General features: G+C 36.1%; 14 protein-coding genes and 1 tRNA gene. 9 read left to right on the top strand and 6 right to left on the bottom strand.

Annotated features, from left to right (window positions below; translation table 11 throughout):
* The first annotated feature begins 395 nt into the window (after positions 1 to 395).
* Positions 396 to 1,718, top strand: a complete 1,323-nt coding sequence (gene waaA / locus ACFIJ0_RS03215) for a lipid IV(A) 3-deoxy-D-manno-octulosonic acid transferase (RefSeq protein WP_375644118.1) — start codon at positions 396 to 398, stop codon at positions 1,716 to 1,718.
* Complete coding sequence (lpxK, locus tag ACFIJ0_RS03210) at positions 1,708 to 2,748, top strand: tetraacyldisaccharide 4'-kinase (RefSeq protein WP_375624585.1); 1,041 nt, start codon at positions 1,708 to 1,710, stop codon at positions 2,746 to 2,748. Before waaA ends, lpxK begins: the two co-directional genes overlap by 11 nt.
* A 19-nt stretch (positions 2,749 to 2,767) precedes the next feature.
* Here the strand turns inward: lpxK and ACFIJ0_RS03205 are convergent, their stop codons facing one another.
* Together ACFIJ0_RS03205 and mutL are read right to left on the bottom strand one after the other, a co-directional pair.
* Entirely contained in the window at positions 2,768 to 3,004 is a 237-nt protein-coding gene (locus tag ACFIJ0_RS03205) for a DUF2093 domain-containing protein (RefSeq protein WP_273787833.1), read from the bottom strand.
* Positions 3,005 to 3,112: 108 nt separating this feature from the next.
* Positions 3,113 to 4,966, bottom strand: a complete 1,854-nt coding sequence (mutL, locus tag ACFIJ0_RS03200; protein ID WP_375624584.1) for a DNA mismatch repair endonuclease MutL — start codon at positions 4,964 to 4,966, stop codon at positions 3,113 to 3,115.
* A gap of 238 nt (positions 4,967 to 5,204) precedes the next feature.
* On the opposite strand from mutL, the gene ACFIJ0_RS03195 reads away from it, so the two are divergent.
* Both ACFIJ0_RS03195 and lldD read left to right on the top strand, forming a co-directional pair.
* On the top strand, positions 5,205 to 6,293 hold the full coding sequence (locus ACFIJ0_RS03195; protein WP_375624583.1) for a 2'-deoxycytidine 5'-triphosphate deaminase: 1,089 nt from the start codon (positions 5,205 to 5,207) through the stop codon (positions 6,291 to 6,293).
* A gap of 1,157 nt (positions 6,294 to 7,450) precedes the next feature.
* Entirely contained in the window at positions 7,451 to 8,602 is a 1,152-nt protein-coding gene (lldD, locus tag ACFIJ0_RS03190) for an FMN-dependent L-lactate dehydrogenase LldD (RefSeq protein WP_375624582.1), read from the top strand.
* Between the two features lie 1,897 nt (positions 8,603 to 10,499).
* Here lldD and ACFIJ0_RS03185 read toward each other — a convergent pair.
* Positions 10,500 to 10,575: transfer RNA gene (locus ACFIJ0_RS03185), tRNA-Phe, on the bottom strand.
* A 400-nt stretch (positions 10,576 to 10,975) separates the two neighbouring features.
* Here ACFIJ0_RS03185 and ACFIJ0_RS03180 point away from each other — a divergent pair.
* From ACFIJ0_RS03180 to ACFIJ0_RS03170, 3 genes are all read left to right on the top strand, one after another.
* Positions 10,976 to 12,139, top strand: a complete 1,164-nt coding sequence (locus ACFIJ0_RS03180) for a phosphoserine transaminase (RefSeq protein WP_375624581.1) — start codon at positions 10,976 to 10,978, stop codon at positions 12,137 to 12,139.
* Positions 12,140 to 12,524: 385 nt separating this feature from the next.
* Positions 12,525 to 13,814: an adenylosuccinate synthase gene (locus tag ACFIJ0_RS03175; protein ID WP_375644120.1), complete on the top strand. Its 1,290-nt coding sequence runs from the start codon at positions 12,525 to 12,527 to the stop codon at positions 13,812 to 13,814.
* Between the two features lie 240 nt (positions 13,815 to 14,054).
* Positions 14,055 to 15,476, top strand: coding sequence for a hypothetical protein (locus ACFIJ0_RS03170; RefSeq protein WP_375624579.1), 1,422 nt, complete (start codon positions 14,055 to 14,057; stop codon positions 15,474 to 15,476).
* A gap of 190 nt (positions 15,477 to 15,666) precedes the next feature.
* Here the strand turns inward: ACFIJ0_RS03170 and rpoH are convergent, their stop codons facing one another.
* From rpoH to ACFIJ0_RS03155, 3 genes are all read right to left on the bottom strand, one after another.
* Complete coding sequence (gene rpoH, locus ACFIJ0_RS03165) at positions 15,667 to 16,551, bottom strand: RNA polymerase sigma factor RpoH (RefSeq protein ID WP_375624578.1); 885 nt, start codon at positions 16,549 to 16,551, stop codon at positions 15,667 to 15,669.
* 147 nt (positions 16,552 to 16,698) lie between these two features.
* Positions 16,699 to 17,703, bottom strand: coding sequence for an RluA family pseudouridine synthase (locus ACFIJ0_RS03160; protein ID WP_375644121.1), 1,005 nt, complete (start codon positions 17,701 to 17,703; stop codon positions 16,699 to 16,701).
* Positions 17,704 to 17,732: 29 nt separating this feature from the next.
* Positions 17,733 to 19,163 carry an aldehyde dehydrogenase family protein gene (locus tag ACFIJ0_RS03155; RefSeq protein WP_375624576.1) on the bottom strand — a complete coding sequence of 477 codons (1,431 nt, stop codon included), beginning with the start codon at positions 19,161 to 19,163 and terminating at the stop codon, positions 17,733 to 17,735.
* A 468-nt stretch (positions 19,164 to 19,631) separates the two neighbouring features.
* On the opposite strand from ACFIJ0_RS03155, the gene ACFIJ0_RS03150 reads away from it, so the two are divergent.
* A complete protein-coding gene (locus ACFIJ0_RS03150) occupies positions 19,632 to 22,202 on the top strand; it encodes a DNA translocase FtsK (RefSeq protein ID WP_375624575.1) in 2,571 nt (856 codons plus the stop codon).
* Positions 22,203 to 23,342: 1,140 nt separating this feature from the next.
* Positions 23,343 to 25,049: an ATP-binding protein gene (locus ACFIJ0_RS03145; protein ID WP_375624573.1), complete on the top strand. Its 1,707-nt coding sequence runs from the start codon at positions 23,343 to 23,345 to the stop codon at positions 25,047 to 25,049.
* The last annotated feature ends 8 nt before the right edge of the window (positions 25,050 to 25,057 follow it).

The following is a 25,057-nucleotide window of genomic DNA, read 5'->3' as shown; positions in this document are numbered from 1 at the left end:
CTATTGGAGAAAAAACATTCATCGGTAGTAAAGCTTATGGTATTTATCATTTATATTTACAAAGTTATAATCGACTGAAATATAGTTTTGTTATTTTTGAGTAAGATTTTTTATAGGGTGCAGAATGAAGTGATAGAATCGATATAAGTGACAAAATTTCATTAAAAGAGATTTAAATAATGTGTATATGTTATTTTATAGGAAAATTTAAAAAAATATGGCTATAAAATTGCGTTTTTTATCCTTTATGTATTGAATTTTCTCATGGGTGAAGCGTCTTTTATTCAAGATACGGATGATATTAAAAAAATATAGATGCAATCAATAGTGTTGATAAATTTTTTAACAAAATAAGCATATAGATAACTTAAAATAGCTAGATGAGGTGATTTTAAATGGTAGAATTAAAGGCACATACGGCTCTTTTAAGCTATCGGATGATTGGTTTTTGCTTATGTCCTGTTATTCCTTTTTATTTATTTTTTCGTGCTATTCGTGGAAAAGAAGAGTGGTGTCGCAAAAAAGAGCGTTTAGGTAAAAGTTCTCATATACGTCCCCAAGGTTCGTTAGTTTGGTTGCATGCAGCAAGTGTTGGAGAAACACTTGCACTTGTTCCGCTTATAAATTATATTTTATCATTGAAAATCAATGTTTTAATGACAACTGGGACTGTGACATCTTCTACTCTTGTGAAAAAATATTTTGGTAATAGGTTGATTCATCAATATGCTCCTTTGGATTTAGATTTTGCAGTTCGCCGTTTTATTAATCATTGGAAGCCTGATCTCGTCTTGATTTGTGAATCAGAAATTTGGCCTCTTCGTATTAAAGAACTTGCAAAAATGCATATTCCGCAGATTTTGGTTAATGCCCATATGTCTGAACGTTCTTTCAAAGCTTGGCAAAAACGACGCGTTCTTGCTAAACATATTTTTAAGGATATTGATTTGGCGATTGGACAAAACGAAAGAGATGTAGCTTATTACCATACACTTGGCGTAAAATCTGTTACGTTTTCTGGTAATCTCAAGGCTGATGTTTTTCTGGTTGAAAATCAAGCATTGCTTGCACGTTATCGTAATGCTATCGGCAATCGCCCAGTTTGGGCAGCTGTTTCAACGCATGAAGGGGAAGAGGAGATTGCTTTTGAGGTCCATAAGATTGTTAAAAATTATTTGCCAAATTTATTAACAATTATTGTGCCTCGTCATCCTGAACGTTCAGAAGATCTTATCAGAAAATGCGACAATAAGGGGTTACGTTTTATTCGTAGGAGTAGAGATGCTGTCCCAAACATGAATACCGATATTTTATGGGGAGATACAATTGGAGAAATGGGACTTTTTCTTCGCTTATCGAAAGTTTCTTTCGTTGGTAAGTCGTTATGTGGAAATGGTGGACACAATCCATTGGAATTGGCTTTACTTGGTTCCGCTATTTTGACAGGCCCCCATGTTTCAAATTTTCAAGAGATGTTCGAACAATTTTTAACGCATGATGCAGCATATATGGTTCAAGATACAAAACAGCTTGCTATTCAGGTGTATAAGCTTTTAACAAATGAAACATTACGACAAGAAATGGTTGATAAGGCTTATGAAGTGGCGACAGGTATGGCAGGTGCACTTGAACGCACATTAAAGATTTTAGATCCATTTTTACAACCTCTTGTAATACAAACAGGTTTACGTCAGCGTCAGGGTAGATATGCATATTAGCGCTCCCCATTTTTGGTGGAAAAATAAAAGCGTTTTGCGTTTTGTATTAGCTCCAGTTTCATGGGGGTATGGTTATTTTTCAAGTCGTTTTATGGCAAGACAGCCTCCTGTGATTGATCTGCCAGTTTTGTGTATTGGAAATTTTACATGTGGCGGTGCGGGTAAAACGCCGGTTGTTATTGCTTTTACCAAAGTGGCTAAAGAACTTGGTTTCGTACCTGGTATTTTATCACGTGGTTATGGTGGATCAGTTAAAGGGGTGCATCTTGTAAATGAGACATATGATACTCCACACAAGGTTGGAGATGAGGCACTTTTACTTGCACGGCATGCTTTTGTAGCTGTATCACCTAATCGTTATGCAGCGGCACAACGGCTTAAGCAAGAGGGATGCAATCTTATTTTAATGGATGACGGATTTCAAAGTCGCCGTCTTTATATGGATTATACGTTACTCGTTGTTGATGCGATGCGCGGTTTTGGTAACGGAGCTGTCTTTCCAGCAGGACCTTTGCGCGTACCATTAAAAACGCAGTTTTCTTTTATGGATAGTGTTTTATTGATTGGTCACTCCGATGCGCCTGATAATGTTGCTTTTCTTGTTTCTCGTACTGGAAAGCCTTTATATCGTGCTCATCTTAAAGCCAGTGCCTCTGATGAGGTTTCAGGAAAATCATTTTTGGCATTTGCCGGTATTGGCAATCCAGATAAATTTTTGAAATCTATTAAAGAATTGTCTGGTCATGTGGTACAAACTTACATGTATCCAGATCACTATTTTTTCACAGATGAAAATTTAAAAAGCCTTATACAAAAGGCTAAAATGCACAATTTATGGCTAGCAACAACAGCTAAAGATTATATCCGTATACAGACAATTCATACGCAAAAAGATTTAAAAAATCTTATTGTCTTTGATGTGAATGTCGATTTTGTTCAAAAAGATTTCTGTTGTATGGTCCTTGAGGAGGTTATGACGCGCTTTAGAAAACGTTCCCTTGAATTTTCTTGTCTAAAAGGAAAAGGCTAAATTCATAGCTTTCGAGGGTTTATTTTTCTTTTGTTTTTAACAATTGCTTGAGATATGGGTTGCACTCAAGTTCGCGCTGATAGGAGATTTCACAACTAGCATATGCTTCTTGGCGATGATGATTCCAATATTTTAAATCATCTATAGGGATTTTTTGTCCGCTAACAGCACAAATGGTATAGGTACCATATTCTATAATGTCATATCCATTATTAGAATAATGAATTTTTGCTTCGCGTTCACTATCGGAAAACATTATAGTTCCTTTTTACTGATACAAGAGATTCAAGAAAAGTGCCATAAAATATATTATAAAGTCGAGAGTTAATTTAAAAATATTTTTGTTGTCAAAATGATTAAGAGTTTATTTTCTGCCAAAAAGCCGTTCTATATCTGCCAATTTGAGCTCAATATAAGTAGGGCGTCCATGATTACATGTACTTGTATTGGGTATTGCCTCCATTTGTCGTAACAGTGTGTTCATTTCTTCGGGGCGTAAAAGGCGCCCTGACCGTATTGAACCGTGACAAGCCATAGTTGCTGCAACATAATCAAGCATTGCTTTTAAATTGTTTGTTGTATCATACTCAGCGGCCTCATCTGCGAGATCTTTAATAAGGGCTTGAACGTTGATCTCTCCTAACATGGAAGGTGTTTCACGCACAACAATCGCTCCTAGCCCAAATGATTCTATTCCTAATCCAAATTTTTGCAAAGCATCTTTATGCGTTAAAAGGCATGTTGCATCCTCTTCAGAGAGTTCTACAATTTCAGGAATAAGTAATAACTGTGAAGGAAGCGGTTTGGAATAAAGTGCATTTTTGAGTGCTTCATAAACCAATCGTTCGTGAGCTGCATGCTGATCGACAATGATCAAACTATCTTGTGTTTGGGCGATAATATAGTTTTTATGGATTTGTGCTCTGGCCGCTCCTAATGGATAAGATAACTCTTCTGATGAAGATGTAGTGCTTGGAATGTATGCATCCCCACTTGGTATATTTAAGCCCTCCATAATAGGAGTAGCATCTTCTTTTAAACCAAAAGAACTAGTAATATCCAATGGTTTGTGAACCATTGAAGCGGCGGCAAAATGATGAGTCTGTAGGCTATAAGAAGCGGACTGGTGCGTGTTCTTAAAATTGCCTAACGGTTGTTGTGCTAATGGTTTTTGTATTTGAAATGCAGCTAGCGTTGCTTCAGAACGGGTTGAAGTAGGACGAATACCAGATTGCTGCAATGCTTCACGAATAGCTCCAACGATCAAACCACGAATTAACCCTGGATCACGGAATCGTACATCAGCTTTGGCTGGATGTACATTAACATCTACCTCAGCAGGTGGGAGATCGATAAAAAGAATAGCGACAGGATAACGATCTCGTGTCATGACATCAGCATAAGCGCCTCGGATAGCGCCCCATAGCAATTTATCACGCACGGGACGCCCATTAACATAAGCAAATTGATGAAGGCTGTTATTTCGGTTGAAAGATGGCAAACAGGCAAAACCCGTTAAGCGCACTGCATCGCGTTCAGCATTCAGCACGATGCTATTAGGCGCGAATTCTTTTCCCATAATTTGCGTAATGCGTTGTAACTGTCCTTGAATATTATTTTCTGTAGCAGACAGTTCCATAGATGTTCTGTCTAGTCCTGAAAGAGAAAAGCGGATATGTGGAAATGCGATAGCAATTCGCTTAATCATATCGCTAATAGCATTTGTTTCAGCCCGATCAGTTTTCATAAATTTTAATCGTGCCGGCGTGACAAAGAAAAGATCACGAACTTCAACAATTGTTCCAAGATTTGCAGCAGCTGGTTTGGGTCCTAAAATTTTTCCTGCAGTAACGGAAATTTCAGCAGCGCTCTCAGCATCTTTTGTTCGTGAAATGAGTTTAAGTTTAGCAACAGAACCAATAGAGGGGAGGGCTTCTCCTCTAAACCCAAGGAAGCAGATATTGTGTACGTCATCGGTAATCTTTGAGGTACAATGGCGAGAAACTGCTAAAGTTAACTGATCTGCAGGAATTCCATAACCATTATCACTCACCTTTATAAAATTTTTTCCACCATTTGCTGTAATGATTTCGATGCGTGTTGCACCAGCATCAATAGCGTTTTCAACAAGTTCTTTGACAACATTTGCTGGTCGTTCAATAACTTCACCAGCGGCGATTTGATTAATAATATTTTCGCTAAGATGACGTATAATCATAATAATTCTAACAGGAATCTTAAGGCTTCTATAGAAAATTATGATAACATCATTTGCGCGACATTCAAGAATAAGAGAGTATGGAAGGTATTATTTTTACAATACCTCCTATTTTATTTTATGTTAACAAATCGGTTGGAAAAAACAGAAAAAAAAGTTTTTATCACCTTAAAATAGCTTGCACCAGTTTATCATCTAGGTCAAAAAAGAAACAATGTAAAAAGGGAAGGCAATATATATGGCGCGTATAAGCGGTATTTTAGCAGATAGTGATATACAAGCTTTGATTGAGAATAACTTTCTCAAGGCTCAGTGTCCATTTGATAGATCTCAAATACAACCAGCAAGCCTTGATCTTCGTTTAGGGGAGAAAGCTTATCGTATACGTGCTTCTTTTATGCCGGGCCCTGATACAAAAGTTTTGGATAAGCTTGAACGGTTAAAGTTGCATGAGTTTGATTTAAGAGACGGAGCCGTTTTGGAAACGGGGTGTGTTTATATTGTTCCTCTTTTGGAAAGTTTAGCTTTACCAGAGTTTTTATCTGCTGTTGCTAATCCCAAAAGTTCTACAGGCCGATTAGATATTTTTACACGTGTCATTACGGATAATGCTCAGGAGTTTGATAAAATTTGTGCTGGTTATCATGGTCCACTTTATTTGGAAATTAGTCCACGCACATTTCCAGTTTTGGTGCATAAAGGCTCACATTTATCACAGCTTCGGTTTAGAAAAGGGCAAAGTTATTTAAATGAAATTGAGTTGCACACTTTGCAAAAGCAAGAAACACTGATATCGGAGGATTTTCCTAATATTAGCGTTGGTGGTATTGGTCTTTCCATTAATTTAAAGGGAGACGAAAACGGGCTTATAGGTTATCGTGGTAAACATCATACAAGTGTTATTGATATTGATAAATGTGCTGTTGCCCATGTTTTAGATTTTTGGGAACCTCTTTTTGATCATGGTCAAAGGGAGTTGGTTCTTGATCCTGATGAATTTTATATTTTAGTTTCACGAGAGGCTGTTCATGTGCCTCCGCTTTATGCTGCAGAAATGACTCCTTTTGATCCTTTAGTTGGTGAGTTTAGGGTGCATTATGCAGGCTTTTTTGATCCAGGATTTGGGCATATGGAAGCCGGTGGAAAAGGGGCAAGAGCGGTTTTAGAGGTGCGGAGCCATGAAGTTCCTTTTATCTTAGAGCATGGACAAATGATTGGCCGTTTGGTCTATGAGCATATGCTTAATCAACCATCAACCCTTTATGGATATGATGTTGGATCACATTATCAAGCACAGGGTTTAAAGTTGTCCAAGCATTTTAAATGAGTTGGAAACTACGAATGTTGATAACATGTATGCAGAAAGTGTATTTTGGATAAAGAATTTTGTTCTTCGCAAAACCGGCGCCATTCATTCTATTTTTAGTTTCCAAAGTTATCGTATCCCTTGCATTTGAGAGGATATGAGAGCCATTTTTACTTCTTTTTTCAAGAGGTTGTACCTATACGAACTCCGTTTATGATGTGCAAAAAATAGTTTTGATTATTTCATCATGAAAAAATCTAACATGAAAGAAATTTACTATATTCAATATATTATTTATATTTATTATTATATATAAATCAATAAGTTACTAATATTCAATATAACAGTAGTGTATTCGCTTTTCAAAGCAAATATGCGAGATTGGATGCTGCTATTGACTCCATTTTTCTAGAGCTTAAATGAGAAGTATATTTTACTTCGTATAAAACTTATCCTTAAGAGCCCATAAATAAGTTTTACACTACAGTTTAGTAACATTTTTTTAATAAACATTGTTCTAATTTTAGTAACTCATTTATAGCCTCAAGATATAATATTGCTAGAAAATTATTCAATTAAATATGGAGAGCTTCTATTAGTATGAACATTAAAAGTTTTTTTATGCTTTATGTGAATTAGGCACTGTATATTTTTATAAACTTTCATGAATAAGTAACAGGTCTTGGTTTTGAGTATTGATATAAGAAGATTTCTGAATGTATGAGACAACTTTATTTCCAGTATTAATAAAGGATTTTTTCATCTTTTTGGGGAGATTGTGGTTTATACTTAATGGCTATAGGCTCTATATTCTTATAACCGATAATGTAAGGACCTTTGGAGGGAGAAACGACTTTAAATTATAACTAATTAATTTGCGAAGCAATCGCTTTCGAAGAGGTATTCATTTAAAGAGAGTATAACATTTCAATTGTACATGAACAATATATGAGTGGATATGTTATTAATGATACCCCATACTGTGATATTTTAAATTTGGACAAGAAAAATAAAGATATTGTTTTTATCAATTAGTTTTTTTAGAAAGTTGCAATCTCTGTTGCTTCTATCTATTCAATAGAGCGTTTTGGGCGGATATCGAATAGGTAGATACACGGATTCACTTTTATGCGTTTTAGGATGTCTTCTCTTTTTATTTAGGAACAATGGTGCCATCAATGATTATTTCTTCAACACTTGATTATCGTAAGGCAGCAAAGCGCCGTCTTCCTCCCTTTCTTTTTCACTATATTGATGGTGGAGCTTATGCTGAAGAAACGATGCAACGTAATTGTACAGATCTTCAAGCACTTGCACTGCGTCAAAGGATTCTAAGGCAAGTTGGTGAAGTTGATCTTTCAATCAAGCTTTTTGATCAGACACTTGATTTACCGATTGTACTTGCACCTGTTGGGCTAACGGGCATGTATACACGTCGTGGAGAGGTAAAAGCAGCGCGTGCCGCAGCGGCAAAAGGGATTCCTTTTACTCTATCCTCTGTTTCAGTTTGTCCCATTGCGGAAGTGCAAGAAGCGGTTGGAGGTGCATTTTGGTTTCAACTTTATGTTCTCAAAGATCGCGGTTTCATGCGTGATACACTAGAACGGGCTTGGTTAGCTGGTGTACGCACGTTGGTTTTTACAGTTGATATGCCAGTTCCTGGTGCACGTTATCGTGATGCGCATTCGGGGATGTCTGGTCCTTATGCTGGATTACGTCGTTTTTTACAAGCTTTTACTCATCCATATTGGGCTTGGAACGTTGGTGTTATGGGGCGCCCTCATGATCTTGGAAATGTCTCCACTTATCTCAAAAAGAAAATTGCATTGGATGATTACGTTGGTTGGCTTGGTGCAAATTTTGATCCATCAATTGGTTGGCATGATCTACAATGGATTCGCGATTTTTGGAAAGGAAAAATGATTTTGAAAGGTATTCTTGATCCAGAAGATGCACGAGAAGCAGTAAAATTTGGTGCGGATGGTATTGTTATTTCCAATCACGGCGGACGTCAGCTTGATGGTGTATTATCAACAACACGAGCGTTGCCTGCAATTGCGGATGCTGTAAAGGATCATTTGACTATTTTAGCGGACTCAGGTGTTCGTTCTGGTCTTGATGTTGTACGCATGATAGCACAAGGTGCGGATGCTGTTATGATTGGCCGTGCTTTTGTTTATGCGCTTGCAGCAGCAGGTAAGAAAGGTGTTATGCATCTCCTTGATCTTTTTGCCAATGAAATGCGGGTAGCTATGATACTGACCGGTACTCAGACAATCAAAGATATTACACGCAAGAGTTTAGTAAATATAGATGTCTTTAAGCAATGAAAGCAATATGTTATACTGCTTTCAGAAAAAGAAAGTCTTTTTATAGAGGAGCATAATTATATATTTTACAAATATGTTGACAGTTAAATTTAAATAGAAAAGATCAAAAAGCTCCTCTATAAAAACACAGAAAATACTCAGTAACTAAAATAATACTCCGTAAATACAATAATAATTAACGCAAAAGTCTTAATAATAATAAACACAAAAAAAACACTAATAACATTGCATACATCTTTTATTTACTTTATTAAAAGCTCATTCTATTGATAAAAAGGAACAAGCGCTGATATTAAAGGCAAAACAAATGTTGATATAGAAAAAATATATATAAATAATGCTGTGAGCACTTTTCTCTCCTATATATAAAAAACATTAAAATATAATATGTTAATTACTTATTTTCCACATTAGCATAAAATGTAAATTTATAAAATTCATTTAGTTATTTTAATATGGAATAATATTAATTGTGAAATATAGATAAAATCATTAAAAATGTCAATATGTATTTATTGCAATCTATAATAATAATAAAAATGGATCATAATAAATAATATTTCTATAATCTATATATTATTTATATTAATTTTATTGAATAATATATTATACGGATATAATGTTGTTTTTTATGGAGTACGTTTTTAAGCAATAAAAAAATACCCATACTACCTTTAAAAAAGCTCGTTTACTGAGAGCAAAACTGCGTGAATTAATGTGTTTTTCTTTCTTATTTTCTTGTATCCTCAATGAGTTATGATGTTTTTGAACTGGCGGGCACGTTAGGAAGCAGTTGAATACTTTTTGTATAGTATGTCATTGCTAATACTATTTATGCTTTCTCGATTGATTTCTATAATTTGTTAACACATCCAGTTTGTTTTTATTACAGATGGGGTCGTTGGGTATTCCTAATGATACAAATTGGCTTAGGATGTTTTGTTCCATAAGCGATTTAACAATTGCATCTCCAAGCTTCTCCATTGATACTATGCTCTTCACAGACAACAACAGATTGGTGAGATTGGCATAACTCTAGCACAGATATATTATCTCACGGATTTAGAACGGGTTTCAAGGTTTTTATATTTACAGAAATTAAGTTTTAGAGGGAAGGTAAATCGTATGATGAGAGTTGAAACCACTCGTAGCGCGCTGATTTAAGTCTTGCCAATTTGAAGGCGTGCTAAAACTTATTTGCCTCTGTTTAGCAAGTGTTAGCATTGAACATTTAAACTGGTCCGATTTTATTGTGCGTTATGATCGACTAAAAACTTGTTTTATCTTTCACCTCTTATTGTGGTTCTGAAGGTTATTACAGAAAGGATTTTTATAAGCGGGAGGATTATCAGCCGATGTCTAAGCTGCTTGCATAAATAAAAGGGAGGTTTCTTTTGTCTTTAAACAATATGCCAGAAGTTCAAAAAACTTTAGTTGACGTCATAAAAGAGGTTACAGCAATCTTATACAGATTGCTCTTCAAATAACACAATTTCTGATAAGGAATGGGGCATCACCAATTTTGATTTCTAAAAAAGAAACAAAAAGTCTTTAACTTTGCAGACTTTTTGAAAATCCTTTCAGAATCTTTTGAAAAAAGTAAACTGATAGAAGGTTTGCTATCAAAATATAGAAACTTTTCTAACAAGTTACGAATAAATCTAAAAATATATATTAAATATAAAAAACAGTGCGATAGGCGGGCAGACTGGGCTTTAGAAACAAGAATCAAAGTGTATAAAGATGCATAGAGGTAAGATTGGTACAGATCGTTTTTATGATTCAATAAAAAAAGTAAGAATTAAAGAAAAAATCTCAAATCAGAAATTAAAGGTGGTCTAAAAATGGTTGTTTAAAGAAAAAAATCTATATATTTCAATATGTTTAAGAAATAAAATGGTGCCCAGACGCGGATTCGAACCACGGACACGCGGATTTTCAGTCCGCTGCTCTACCAACTGAGCTATCTGGGCATGCTTCATAAAAAATACAAAGCGTTTGCGGTTATAACATTAAAATTTTCTCTGTCCAGTCATCAAAAGAAAAATAATTGATTTTTTAATAAGTTTATCTCCCTTTCTCTAGAGAGTTATCAATGAATCTTTATCATAAAATAAATTTGATAGGTATATTGGATACGTTAGTGTATTGTTATTAGAATGTTGTCTTATCGTGGTGATGATACGAAAAAAATTAAAAGAATCAATCGAGAAGCATGGTTAAAAAAGATTTTTTATAAAGTTTCTGTGAATTTTCAGCATACGAAATAATAGAAAATATTTTTGATTTTTTTCTAAAAAGATTATTGATTAGTCTTTATAATAATTTGTTCTTCTTTATAAAGAAAGAAAAACATCTAAAAGGGGAGAAAGAATGATAATGTTACAAAAACCAAGCAGTCGTCCCAATAATACTAATTTTTCTTCAGGTCCTTGTAGCAAACGACCTGGTTGGACTCTTGATGTTCTTAAAAATGCATTAGTTGGGCGTTCACATAGATCTAGAGAAGCAGAATTAAAACTTGCTGAAGTTGTTAATTTAACCCGTGAGATTCTTGAGGTTCCTTCTGATCATCGTATAGGAATTATGCCAGGTTCAGATACAGGTGCTGTTGAGGCTGCTCTATGGTCTCTATTAGGTGAGCGTGGCATTGATATGGCGGCGTGGGAAAGTTTTGGATTTGGGTGGAATAAAGATGTTGTCGAGCAATTAAAGCTTTCTGATGTGCGTCGTTTTGAAGCTCCTTATGGTGAAATACCAGATTTAACACAACTTGACTTTGATCGTGATGTTGTTTTTACATGGAATGGGACAACTTCTGGTGTGCGTATTCCTAATGCGGATTTTATTCCGCATAAGCGGGCTGGATTGACCATTTGTGATGCAACATCTGCAGCTTTTGCGCAATATCTTGATTTTTCAAAATTAGATGTTGTTACTTTTTCATGGCAGAAAGTGTTGGGAGGTGAGGCTGCGCATGGTATGGTGATTTTAAGTCCTCGTGCTGTTGAGAGGCTTGAGAATCATGTTCCAGCTTGGCCTATGCCTCAACTTTTCTATATGACAAAAAATGGAAAATTGAACGAAGATATTTTTAAAGGAAAGATAATCAATACACCTTCTATGCTTTGTGTTGAGGATTTTCTTGATGGGTTGAAGTGGGCAAAATCTCTAGGAGGTGCAGCGGCATTAAGAGCACGGGTTGAGAAAAATTTTTCTGTATTTGATGCTTTTGTTCGCAAAACACCATGGTTAGAATATTTGGCAAAAGATCCTGAAGTGCGTTCTAATACCGCTATTTGTTTAGACATTGTGGATCCAGTGATTACTGCTTTGGATACGGAAAAGCGAGTGTCTTTTATAAAAGCAGTTGTGAAACGTCTTGATGAAGAAGGGGTTGCTTATGATATCGGTTCGTATCGCGATGCTCCTCCTGGGCTTCGAATTTGGGCGGGTATAACAATTGAAGCTTCCGATCTTGAAATTTTAACACAATGGCTTGAGTGGGCGTTCCAAGTTGAAAAAGCACAGCTTTAAATAATTACTGGTGATTTTTACAACGTGTTTTTAAACAAAAAAGGATACGAGAGATTATGATGATCTTTCGTATTCTTATATCAGAAAAACAGCCTCTAAATATTACATGAATTGTAAAAGATTAAGAGGGGGAATGAATACTCTGTCAAGTGTTGGATACGAACAAATTAAAATCTCTAATTTTTTTTACGTTTTGTAGCAAAAATAACGGATTTAAAATATTTTGGTATTTGCTTATCGTTATTATCATAAATTTGAAAATTTAATCACTTGAAGATTGAGAAAAATCTGAAATGAGGAGTCGCACTTGCTCTAAGGTTTCGTTATAAAGAAGTGTTTGTTTTTAAATGCTGGTTTTTTTTGACCAAACACGACGGAGAAAGTTATGGCCAATGTAGTTGTTGTCGGTACACAATGGGGTGATGAAGGCAAAGGCAAAATTGTAGATTGGTTGTCTGAGCGAGCAGATATCGTGGTGAGATATCAGGGGGGGCATAATGCTGGACACACATTGGTTATTGATGGAGTTAGTTATAAATTATCACTTTTACCGTCTGGTTTAGTGCGTGGCAAGTTATCAATTATTGGCAATGGTGTTGTTGTTGACCCTCATCATTTTGTTGCAGAATTAAAAAAACTATGTGATCAGGGTATAAAAATCACACCAGAAATTTTACGTATTGCTGAAAATGCTCCTTTGATTCTTTCTTTGCATCGTGATCTTGATGCAATTCGAGAAAGCGGTTTATCTGGTTTAAAGATTGGTACAACAAAGCGTGGTATTGGACCGGCTTATGAAGATAAGGTGGGACGTCGTGCTATCCGAGTGATGGATTTAGCAGAAAAAGATACACTTATGGCTAAGATTGAGCGGCTTTTGAGGCATCATAATGCTTTGCGTCGTGGGATGGGTGTTGCAGAGATTGATTCTCAAGCACTTTATGATGAATTGATGCAAGTTGCGGATAAAATTTTGCCCTTTATGGATTGTACGTGGCGTCTTTTAGATGAAGGTTATCGAGGAGGGAAACACATACTTTTTGAAGGTGCGCAAGGAGCTTTACTCGATAATGATTTTGGAACTTATCCTTACGTAACATCATCGAATACAGTTGCTGGGCAGGCATGTACAGGTTCAGGGATGGGACCTAGTGCAATTCATTATGTTTTGGGTATTGCAAAAGCGTATACCACACGTGTTGGAGAAGGGCCTTTTCCTACAGAGCAGATAAATGATATTGGTGAATTTCTGGGAGTACGTGGGCATGAATTTGGTGTTGTAACGGGTAGAAAACGTCGATGTGGTTGGTTTGATGCTGTCTTAGTCCGTCAGATGGTCGTAGTTTGCGGTGTTCAAGGTATAGCATTGACAAAACTTGATGTTTTGGATGGTTTGGATGAAATAAAAGTTTGTATTGGTTATGAGCTTGATGGTAGAAGGATTGATTATTTACCTTCTTCTATGGGAGCCCAAGCCCGTGTGAAGCCTATTTATGAAACATTAGAAGGTTGGAAAGAAAAAACAGCCCATGCATTGAGGTGGGAAGATTTACCAATTCAGGCTGTTAAATATATACGCTATATTGAAGAACTGATTAACACAAAAATAGCTTTATTATCTACGAGTCCGGAACGCGAAGATACTATTCTTATTACAGATCCCTTTGCAAATTGATTATTATTTTTAGGTTTCCATATAGATCTTTTGTTCATTTCTATATCTTTTAACAAAAAGAGTTTTTAAGAGCGCGTGAAAGAAAGCTGTAAAATAACATTGTTTATTTTGTATATTCATTTTACACTATGACGATAGATGTACCAATATAAACGACAATAAATTTATGAGCCTAAAATAAAGCTGTTTTGGCCTGAGTGCTAGGTTTTTTTGCTTAGTTTAAGAGAGATTATAGAGGAAATGGTAGATTTCGTTGGAATCTTAAAAAAGGCAATTAATGCACAAAATAATGTTACACCACAAGTGCGTAAGCGGATTTATAAACGGGCTATCGAAACACTAGAATATCAATTTGTAACAGCAAAAATACCACAAGCAATAGCAGATGAACAAAGAAAGATTCTTCATAGTGCTATTGCAACTGTTGAAGAAGAATATTTAGCAGTTGAAAAGAAGTTGCTTTCTTCAGTTATTGGGTGGAATCCCACAAATATAAATGAAGATAAGAAATATATAAAAAAGACTATACTACCAAAGAATAATGAATTTTCAGTGGTAGACATAAAAAGAAAGCAGGATTTTGTTACACGTCCAAAGGATAGCAAGTTATTTGATGAGCCTTGGGTATCAGATATACCAGATGCAGAGCCTGTTAATATAGAGGCTGATGTGTGCTCTCAGCATGTTAATAGCTGTGCGTTAAAGGTCTCTTCGTCGCAAGAAGATAATCCGCATATTGTTTCGCATATTTTTTCTCAGGCTTTACATCGAGCTAATAAATCATTGGTGCAAAGGCGTATTGTGATAAGTGCTGTTTCTGTTGTTAGTTTTGCTGTTTTAACTGTTGGTATTTTTTTCATTGGTGGGCGTGTATTTGTATCAAATGATCATCAGGTGTTAGGAGAAAATCTTCAAGTTTCTCACGAAGTACCAAAGGCACTTTCGGTTAAGAGAAAATTAACACAACGTTTATTAGAGGATGGGAGTGAAATTGATGTCGGTTTAAAACAAGCGACAGATTCTTCGGATGAAGAAGGAGTCTCAACAGTTGTTTCCAGCAATTTGCAATCGCTTGATAAATTAGGTGAAGCTGTTTTTTATCAAGCACGTACAAATTATGATGCAGAAAAGATAGCAACCGGAAGTGTTCGCTGGACGCTTATAAAGGAGTCTTATGTGAAGGGGGATCCAGAAGAAACAGCTATACAAGGTGATATAACAATTCCCGATGAAGGGCTATCATTACGGTTAATTTTACGTCGCAATACTGATCGGTCATTTCCTGCTGCATATATTATGGACCTTATTTTTATTCTTTCTGATAAATTCTCAGGTAAAGCTATAAGCAGTGTTCAAGCGTTAACCTTTAAAGCAAGTGAACAATCTATTGGGCAGACTTTAATACGGACTATTTCTACAAAAATTAACGATGATTTTTTTCTTGTTGCATTGAGTGGTAATCATCCATTTCTTGATCGAAATTTACAATTGATGCGAGAATTAGATTGGATGCGTTTGGTGTTAACGGATAAAAACGGACGTATAAATGAATTAACCTTTTCAAAAGGACCAACAGGTGAGTCTATTTTCAATAAAGTTGTTGGACAATGGCTTGCACAACAAAATAAGTTAACAGTCCTTGGTCAGAAAAATAAAACATAGATGCAAATAAAATAAAAAATTATTTCTCGATATCGGTTTTTATTGGTTACATCAAACACGCTCAATAAAACCATACATCATAACTCAGAGGATTCTACAGGCTAATTTACAAGTACAAAGCCAATATATGCCTCTCTCATTTCTACTTTAAAAATGCGCAAAAATTGGCCTCATACCTAATTCTAGATTCTTATATTTGACTTTGAGATAAAGCAGAATCTCTGATAGAATTTTGCACTTTTTCAAATGCACGCATTTCAATTTGTCTTACTCGTTCTCGACTAATATTAAATTCACCAGAGAGTTCTTCTAGAGTTAATGGTATATCGTTTAAACGACGCGCTTTGAATATACGTTTTTCACGTTCATTGAGATTGTTCATGGCATTTATAAGCATGGAACGACGATTCTCCAATTCACTCTTTTCAATTAAAATTTGTTCTTGATCGTTAGATTCATCTACCAACCAATCTTGCAACTCGCTGTTTTCCCCTTCTTTTGTACGAAGGGGTGCGTTGAGTGAAGTGTCACCACCAAGTCGGCGATTCATTGATACAACTTCATCCTCTGAGACATTCAACTGGGTTGCAATTTCTTTTACTTGTTCTGCATTGAGATCACCGCTATCAAGTGCTTGAAGTTTACTTTTTAATTTACGAAGGTTAAAAAACAAGCGCTTTTGATTAGCTGTTGTCCCCATCTTCACCAAACTCCAAGACCGCAATACATATTCTTGGATTGATGCTTTAATCCACCATATTGCATAGGTTGCAAGACGAAAACCTCGTTCGGGCTCAAAGCGCTTAACAGCCTGCATGAGTCCAACATTGCCTTCTGAAATGACTTCCCCAATGGGAAGTCCATAGCCGCGATACCCCATCGCGATTTTAGCTACGAGACGCAAATGACTGGTTACCAGCCTATGCGCTGCTTTTAAATCATTATGCTCACGGTAACGTTGAGCTAACATATATTCTTCTTTTGGATCAAGCATAGGAAAACGACGCACTTCTTCCAAATAACGGTTTAATCCGCTATCGCCTGTGGTTACTGATAACAAATTCATATGGGCCATAATAGCACCCTCCTTTTGTCTGAATTCCCTGATAAGGCAAATTCCATGTTTCAGATAGTAATATCCGTGCACATTCACTTTAGCATATTTTTCAATTTTGTTCAAAAAAAGATATTTTATTGTGAAATCTTGAGAAGGAGAAAAGTTTCAATTCATTTTTTTAAAATGCTTAATAAGTTTAGCCATATCTTGAGGTAGTGATACAGAAAACGACATAACTTTACCGGTAGAAGGATGTTCAAAAGTGAGACTTGTGGCATGGAGTGCCTGTCGGTTGAATTGATCGATTGCATTTTTAATAGTGGGGTTGAATGTGTTTAATTTTGTTTTAAAAGCGTTCCCATAAACTGTATCGCCTATGAGTGGATGCCCAATATAAGCCATATGAACACGGATTTGATGGGTGCGTCCAGTTTCCAAGCGACATTCCAGAAGGCTAGCAAAAGATGTTGAGTCTGCATGAGAGCCATATTTTTCTAGCAAAGAAAAATGTGTAACAGCATGGCGAGCATAAGGGTTTTGGTTATGAATAACAGCTTGCTTTGTTCGGTTATGGGGCGAACGGCCAAGTGATGCATCAATTGTCCAAACATTGCGGTGAGGTGTCCCCCAAATCAAGGCATGATAGCGTCGGTCTAATGCACAGGTACGTCCATGATCAGAGAATTGAGCACTAAGACTTTTATGAGCCAAATCATTTTTTGCAACAACCATAACACCACTTGTGTTTTTATCGAGACGATGAACAATGCCAGGGCGTTTAACACCACCTATACCAGATAAACTATTACCGCAGTGATAAATAAGGGCATTAACCAACGTACCTGTCCAATTCCCATTACCAGGATGAACAACAAGACCTGCTGGTTTATTAATAACAATGATATGATCATCTTCAAAAAGGATGTCCAATGCAATAGCTTCAGCACTAGGTTCTGCATCACGAAGGTCAGGCATTGTCAATTCAATTATTTGCTTAGGTCTTAATTTTGTTTTTGGTTCCTTTATGAATTGACCATCAATTTTAAGATAGCCTTCACGGATGAGGGTTTGCAAACGCGAACGTGAGAACACATTATGATATTGTTTTGCTAGCCACTGATCAAGACGTTGCCCAAGAGCACCTTCATCCGTTATTTTTTGGATTACCATACGATTCCTATTAAGTTTTTAATAAGATTTTACCAGTACGAAATTGCTTTACTATCGAGAAATTCTTTAATTCCCCAATGTCCCCCTTCACGGGCGCGTCCAGAAAATTTTACACCTCCAAAATAGCTTCCACTGGGTAATCCATGTCCGTTAACTTCTACCATACCAGAGCGTACCTGTGCCGCAATACGACGACATTTATTGCGATCTTGCGATTGAATATAGTTTGTAAGACCATACTCAGTGTCATTCGTTAAAGCTACAGCTTCTTCTTCTGTATTAAAAGCAAGAATCGAGAGAACTGGACCAAAGATTTCTTCTTTGAAAATACGCATATGAGGTTTTACATCAGCAAAGACTGTTGGACGGACATAATAACCGCGTTCAATTCCTCTTGGTAAACCAGTTCCACCTGCAACAAGAGTTGCACCATCATCAATTCCCGATTGGATAAGATCTTGAATTTTATCATATTGTTTTTTTGAAACGACGGGACCAATATGATTTCCTTCTTGGCAATTTGGTCCTACTTTTGTTGTTTCTGCAATATCTTTGGCTATTTTTATGGCTTTGTCATAGATGCTCTGTTCCACAAGCATACGAGTCGGTGCATTACAGCTTTGTCCACTATTATAAAAGCAATGTCGCACACCACGTTGAATAGCATCTGAGTCGGCATCAGCAAAGATAATATTCGCTCCTTTTCCCCCAAGTTCCAGACAGACTCTTTTTAAAGTAGCGCTAGCATTTTTAGAAATATCTTTTCCTGCTCTAGTTGAACCAGTAAAGCTAATCATTTCTAGATCTGGATGTGCTGAGAGATAAGAGCCGACAGTTGCACCATCACCATTGATTAAATTAAAAACACCGGCAGGGAGTGCGGCTTCATCTAAAAATTCAGCAAAAAGCATAGAAGAAAGAGGCGCAATTTCAGAGGGCTTTAATACCATGGTACAGCCAGCCAAGAGAGCAGGGATAACTTTAAGAGTTACTTGATTCATAGGCCAATTCCATGGCGTAATTAATCCTACGACGCCGATAGGATCGTAGTGAAGAATTGCTTGCTCATTTCCCTTTATTAAAGTTTCTTGGAATGAAAATTCTTTATAAGCTTCGATAAAATTGCGAATGTGGGAACTGCCAGTTGCGGTTTGCGCATTAAGTGCCATATCAATTGGTGCTCCCATTTCCATTGAAATGGTTTTTGCCATGTCTTTAGAACGTTTTTCATAGATATTTAGAATTTTTTCGACGAACCCAAGACGTTCACTTGGTGACGTTGTTTTCCATTTTTGAAACGCTTCTTTAGCCGCGTTAATTGCTTTATCGGCATCTTTTGTACTTCCAAGGCTAATGATAGCACAAGCCTCTTCTGTGGATGGATTAATGACGTCAAAATCGTGAGGAGTGCTTGGGTCATCCCATAGACCATTGATATAAAATTTCCGTTTATTAAACATAATTCACTCCCTTTTTTCTATTTGTGTTTATTTAATTATGATTATTTTAGTCTAAGCCGTTTTAAACGAGGATAACAAGGGTAATCTTATAAAAACGCGAGAAATTAGATTGTATTATGATAATGGAGCATAAAGAATTCAATAGAGCAATGCTTATATACCCATTTGTATTATTGGACTAATTACTTTTATGAAATGGAAGAGAAAGAGAGGTATAGAGAATTTTTGAAGCTTTTTTATCATGAAGTTTTCTTCAAAATAAATGAAATACGAGCTCTATGATACCATAAACTAGACAATTTATATCGTAAATATGCAGAAGGGAGATTATGAATTATGCATTATGGCATTATTTTTTTTCATTAAAAAGTAACCATCAGCAAAAGGTTATTAACCTTCGTATGATAGTTTCTATGAATTCTTTTTGAAAAGGTTATTTTTCTCATTGCTATAAATTTGTTGGGTGCCATGCATAATTCGAAAACAAAATCTATTTCTACGTCTTCTTTTTCTGATGATGGTACGAAAGCTGCATCAAGAGAAGATTTATCTATTAAGATTACTGAGATATTTCCTTATCCGGAAGTATGGAAAAAGGCATTTACCCTCGGAAAGAATGTCCGTTTCACGCGAACTCCAGAAGTCGAGATTTTGCGTCGTCGTATAGAAACAGATCCAGTTTTTGCAAAACAGTTTAAAATTTTTACGAAGCAAGATCAAAAAAAAATTACAGATATCGTACATTGTAATAAGAAAACAACAAACGTTCCATCGACAAAAAAAGTCATTAATCCTCAATCAATAGAAAATAAAACGTCGGTTTGTCATTCAACAGTTTTGAAGCAGTTGTCACGACAAGCTACTCGTATGCCGTTAGAAAATATTCCACTTGAGGAGGATAAACAAGAGCATAAACTGCAAGTAGAAAATGTGCTACAAAAAATGAAACCTTCTTGGCATCTTTCCGATGATGCATTTTTTGAATGCGTATCTTTGATATTTGAACATATGGATACTCAAACTTCAAAAGAGGATGAAACATCGATTGACACGACAAATGAAATTACATCCGTTATCCCTTCTGCCTTTGATGAGTCAATAACTGCTCTTTACCGTGTTCTTGAATACCGCTTTCCGCAACTCTATGATTCAATTACATCAGAATCTTCAGCGGAAAGGATACGAGGCGTTGAGCAAATTTCTGATTTAATGCATACGAATAATGATATTACTAAAGAGTTTCATTCTAAGCTTTCTGTTGAAGATTCCGCTCATACGTTAAGTAATGCAAAGGTGTTAAACGATACTGAGGCACTAAGCGATTCTGAGTCTAGTACAGAGACGAAAAAAACCAATAATATTGTCGATTGCATAACAAAGAATGTCACACCATCTTCAAAAGATTTGTCTGTGTTGCAAGCAAACGGTAAAACGAAAATATTGCAATCTACTCGCGTGCCGTTAAGCAATTATGATTCTGCTTTTATGCAAAATATTCAATCTATTGGCAGTGATGTTTATGAGTTTCCTCCGATCAATTTATTACAGGAACCTGTTTTTCATGAAGGTACGATGATTCCTCAGGAAACATTGGAACGCGGTGCTGGGCTTTTGGAAAGTGTTTTGGAAGATTTTGGCATTAAGGGTGAAGTTATCCACGTACATCCAGGGCCAGTGGTTACAATGTATGAATTTGAGCCTGCTGCGGGTGTAAAGTCATCGCGCGTTATTAATCTTTCTGATGATATTGCACGTTCTATGTCTGCTATTTCTACACGCGTTGCTGTCATTCCTGGACGGAATGTTATTGGGATTGAGTTACCCAATGCAGTTCGTGAAACCGTTTATTTACGGGAATTAATTCAATCACGTTCTTTTCGTGAAAGTGAATTTAAACTTGCTCTTGCTTTGGGGAAAGGGATTAGTGGTGAGCCGGTCATTGTAGAATTAGCAAAAATGCCTCATTTATTGGTTGCAGGAACAACAGGATCAGGAAAGTCTGTAGCAATTAATACAATGATTTTGTCAATTCTTTATCGTATGACACCAAAACAGTGTCGTTTGATCATGGTTGATCCTAAAATGCTAGAGCTCTCTGTTTATGATGGCATTCCACATCTTTTAACACCTGTTGTAACAGATCCTAAAAAAGCGGTAACAGCTTTAAAATGGGCGGTTCGTGAAATGGAAGAGCGTTATCGCAAAATGGCTAAGTTAGGTGTACGTAATATTGATGGTTTTAATGCACGCGTTGCACTTGCGGCTCAAAAAGGTGAAACGATCATGTGTACTGTACAGTCGGGTTTTGATAAAGAAACAGGAGAAATGCTTTATCATGAAGAAGCCATGGATCTTACGCAGCTTCCTTATATTGTTGTGATTGTTGATGAGATGGCTGATCTCATGATGGTGGCAGGGAAAGAAATAGAGAATGCCATTCAGCGCTTAGCACAAATGGCGCGTGCGGCCGGTATTCATCTTATTATGGCAACGCAGCGTCCTTCTGTTGATGTTATCACAGGGACAATTAAAGCGAACTTTCCTACCCGCATTTCTTTTCAAGTGACATCAAAAATTGACAGTCGAACGATCTTAGGTGAACAAGGTGCTGAAACGCTTTTAGGTCAAGGAGATATGCTTCATATGGCAGGTGGGGGGCGTATTGTACGCGTTCATGGACCTTTTGTCTCTGATGAAGAAGTTGAATCCATTGTTGCATATCTTAAACTGCAAGGAAAACCTGATTATTTAGCAACCGTCACGGATAATGAAGACGATAACAAAGAGGATGCTTCTGCTGATTCAATGGTTGAAGTGTCTGAGGAAGAAAATTTTGATGAAGAAGGGGAGGAGCTTTATAATCAAGCTGTAAAGATTGTTATGCGTGATAAAAAATGTTCAACGTCTTATATTCAGCGCCGACTTTCAATCGGCTATAATAAAGCAGCTTCTCTTGTTGAGCGGATGGAAGAAAAAGGTATTGTTGGAGCCGCTAATCATGTCGGAAAACGTGAAATTTTACTCAATACAGGGAAATAAAAAAGCACATTTTAATATGCGATTTTTAAAATGTTTGACAGTCATTATTTAAATAGCGAATGCTTGTTTTATGTTTCAAAGAAGATGTGCCCATGTATTTATTTTTATAATTATATTAAAGAATTGAGTGGAGAGTAGCAAAGCAAAAGCGATCTTTTGACTGCTGATGAGGTAAACAACCTGATACCAAAAGGGGAGATATTTTAACATTTCTAGATGATCTGAAATGTAAAGAAATTAAACAAATCTTTATATGAGAACAGATGATTTTTGTTTTCTCTTCTATAGCGGTTCTGATGAAAGAAAGGTCTTTTTGGGGATTATGGAGAGCATCATAAGAAAAGTATCCAATATGCAAGTTCTGTTGTATTAGGTGCTTTAAAGCGCTATGCTAAATTTTCTATCATTTGATATTATTGGCACAAGAAAGGTGTTCTTACGAGAAACTTTATTTGAGAAAGAAATTTTTATTTCTATTTTTATAATGCAATTTATTGATTTATAATGATAATTTATCATTATAAATATTGAATAAAAGTTTCAAATATCGTATGATTTTTTCATTTCAAATTTGTTTCTGTTGAAACAACTAAAGCTATTTTTTTGCGTATCATAATAATGTAGGGGTAAAAAAATTAAAAAAGAAATAAAAATGCCGCGTATGAACGCCTTCAAATGCCAAGAATTATTGGTAACATTAGGGGCTGAAATGAGTATCATGATGGTTCTAACCAGCTCTTTTATAAGCATAAAAATGTAATGTACAATGCCTTGATATTTGTTGTGGGGACCTTTTTACATTGCACCATTTACAGGTGCCGTTGTAAAATAAGCTTGGGAACCTTAGGAGATATCTTTTTAAAACAGGCACGTGAATGCGTAAAATAAGTGTATTCTTTTTGAGTACTATTTATGTGAGGGAGATGTTACCATTATTGTAACAAGATTTGTTACAATAATGGGCGAATAAACAACAGGAGTTGGAGGATTCTTTTTATTCTTGTTTTGTTGATGATACAGTCAAAATTTTGTTACAGACAATTGATATAAGGTATCAAGTTATTTTAACCAGAACAGGTAATTGTAAACAAATTACCATTATTCATTTGAGAGTAAATCCAGCACTTTTTAGTTTTAATTATGCCATTAAAAGCAGATGAGTTGAAGTTAAATACAAATGAATTAAAATGTCAGCAAGAAGCTTTTCGTTTCACACCAGAGCTTTTGCCGCGGCCTTTTACGTGGGAAATCGATCACAATGGTTTATTCTGTGAAGTCTCAAAAGAGCTAGCTGAAGTTGTTGGTCCTCTCTCTTCCTCTGTTTTAGGATGTAGTTTTCATGAGCTTGCTCATCAATTTAATGATGATCGATATCTGGTTCTCAGTCATTTTATTGAAGCGGCTATGCCTTGGAGTAAAGAGATTGTTCAATGGCCTGTTGATGGTTGCTTACAATGGCTTGATGTTGAATTGTCGGCTTTGCCAATTTTTGATGTTAAAAAGCAACTTAAGGGATTTCGTGGCTTTGGTGTTTTAAAAATACGAAAAAAAGTCCAAGAAAAAAGAGATGAAAAGCTGGAAACAGAAATGCCATGTCTTACGGAGATAGAACGTTCAGCTTTTCATGAAATTGCAGAGCAATTGCGTGATGAATTGAATTCATCGGTAAAAGAAGAAAATTTAGTTGAAGAAACAGCTATTCAGTTACCATATGCACAAACATTGCCGGTAAATGCTATAGAACAAGCTCTCGTAAAAGAGCCCGCTGCAGTTTTATCATTGTTGGATACAGCAACAGATGGTGTTTTATGGTTGGATGAAGAGGGCTTTATTGAATCAGCAAGTAGGGCAGCCTTAGCATTAATGGGTTATGAAATAAATGAACTACGAGGACAGCCACTCTCTTCATTATTTACTTTGCAAAGCCGACTTTTTGTTGAAAAATATTTTAAATCAATCCGTAGGGAAGGGAAAAATCAGGTTTTAAATCGCAGAGAAACAGCTGATTTAATGACGAAAAATCATAAAAATATAACCGTTTTGATAACGATTGTATTTTTGGCACAGCAAGGCAATTATGCTGTTATGTTGCGTGATAGGACACAAACAATTCCATCAGGAGAAAAAAAAGCAGAAGAGGATAAAATCGTTGGGGTGGTTCATGAAATACGAACACCTTTAAATGCTCTTATTGGTTTTGCAGAAATTATGAAAGAAGGCCGTTTTGGTTCGATAGAAAATGAGCGCTATCATGGATATTTACGCGATATTATTTCCTCTGGAAAACATATATTATTGCTGATTAATCAATTACTAGAGTGCTCGAAGATAAATTATTCTGGTTCCAATAACCAGATTGATTCTTCTCTTATTTCTGAAACATTTGATGTGATATCTTGTTTACGTGCGACGATAGCTTTTCTTGAAACTCAAGCCAATCAGAACGGCATTATCATGCGCATTGTTGCTCCACCTCATGTTCCATTTATTCCTGTATCACAACAAGTGTTTCGCCAGATTATATGGAATCTTCTTTCCAATGCTATTCGTTTTACACCTTTGGGTGGACAGATTATTGTTCACGTTTCTTATAGAAAAGAACGTGTAAAAATTTCAGTGAGTGATAATGGTATAGGGATGAACGAAGAAGAGATTATACAGGCACTGCAACCTTATGGTCAAGTAGAGCGCAAAGATGGCCGATCTGGTGATAGCGCTTTTATAGGAACAGGTTTAGGCCTCCCAATGTGTAAAGCAATGGTGGAAGAAAGTGGGGGACAATTTTTATTATTCTCAAAACCCAATCATGGAACAACTGTGGAAATGTTTTTTCCTCGTGTTCCATGATGTAAATC

This window comes from Bartonella sp. OC68QHHN (assembly GCF_042193875.1).
In the GTDB taxonomy this organism is placed as follows: Bacteria; Pseudomonadota; Alphaproteobacteria; order Rhizobiales; family Rhizobiaceae; genus Bartonella; species Bartonella grahamii_A.
Note: the sequence above shows the minus strand (reverse complement) of the source record. Positions and strands in the feature narration are given on the sequence as shown.

What these genes read in the sequence shown, in the direction of transcription:
- ACFIJ0_RS03180 (WP_375624581.1), top strand. Translation starts at nt 10,976, where the DNA reads ATGATAATGTTACAAAAACCAAGCAGTCGTCCCAATAATACTAATTTT.
- mutL (WP_375624584.1), bottom strand. Translation starts at nt 4,966, where the DNA reads ATGATTATACGTCATCTTAGCGAAAATATTATTAATCAAATCGCCGCT.
- ACFIJ0_RS03205 (WP_273787833.1), bottom strand. Translation starts at nt 3,004, where the DNA reads ATGTTTTCCGATAGTGAACGCGAAGCAAAAATTCATTATTCTAATAAT.
- ACFIJ0_RS03170 (WP_375624579.1), top strand. Translation starts at nt 14,055, where the DNA reads ATGGTAGATTTCGTTGGAATCTTAAAAAAGGCAATTAATGCACAAAAT.
- ACFIJ0_RS03195 (WP_375624583.1), top strand. Translation starts at nt 5,205, where the DNA reads ATGGCGCGTATAAGCGGTATTTTAGCAGATAGTGATATACAAGCTTTG.
- lldD (WP_375624582.1), top strand. Translation starts at nt 7,451, where the DNA reads ATGATTATTTCTTCAACACTTGATTATCGTAAGGCAGCAAAGCGCCGT.
- waaA (WP_375644118.1), top strand. Translation starts at nt 396, where the DNA reads ATGGTAGAATTAAAGGCACATACGGCTCTTTTAAGCTATCGGATGATT.
- lpxK (WP_375624585.1), top strand. Translation starts at nt 1,708, where the DNA reads ATGCATATTAGCGCTCCCCATTTTTGGTGGAAAAATAAAAGCGTTTTG.
- rpoH (WP_375624578.1), bottom strand. Translation starts at nt 16,551, where the DNA reads ATGGCCCATATGAATTTGTTATCAGTAACCACAGGCGATAGCGGATTA.
- ACFIJ0_RS03150 (WP_375624575.1), top strand. Translation starts at nt 19,632, where the DNA reads ATGCATAATTCGAAAACAAAATCTATTTCTACGTCTTCTTTTTCTGAT.
- ACFIJ0_RS03160 (WP_375644121.1), bottom strand. Translation starts at nt 17,703, where the DNA reads ATGGTAATCCAAAAAATAACGGATGAAGGTGCTCTTGGGCAACGTCTT.
- ACFIJ0_RS03155 (WP_375624576.1), bottom strand. Translation starts at nt 19,163, where the DNA reads ATGTTTAATAAACGGAAATTTTATATCAATGGTCTATGGGATGACCCA.
- ACFIJ0_RS03145 (WP_375624573.1), top strand. Translation starts at nt 23,343, where the DNA reads ATGCCATTAAAAGCAGATGAGTTGAAGTTAAATACAAATGAATTAAAA.
- ACFIJ0_RS03175 (WP_375644120.1), top strand. Translation starts at nt 12,525, where the DNA reads ATGGCCAATGTAGTTGTTGTCGGTACACAATGGGGTGATGAAGGCAAA.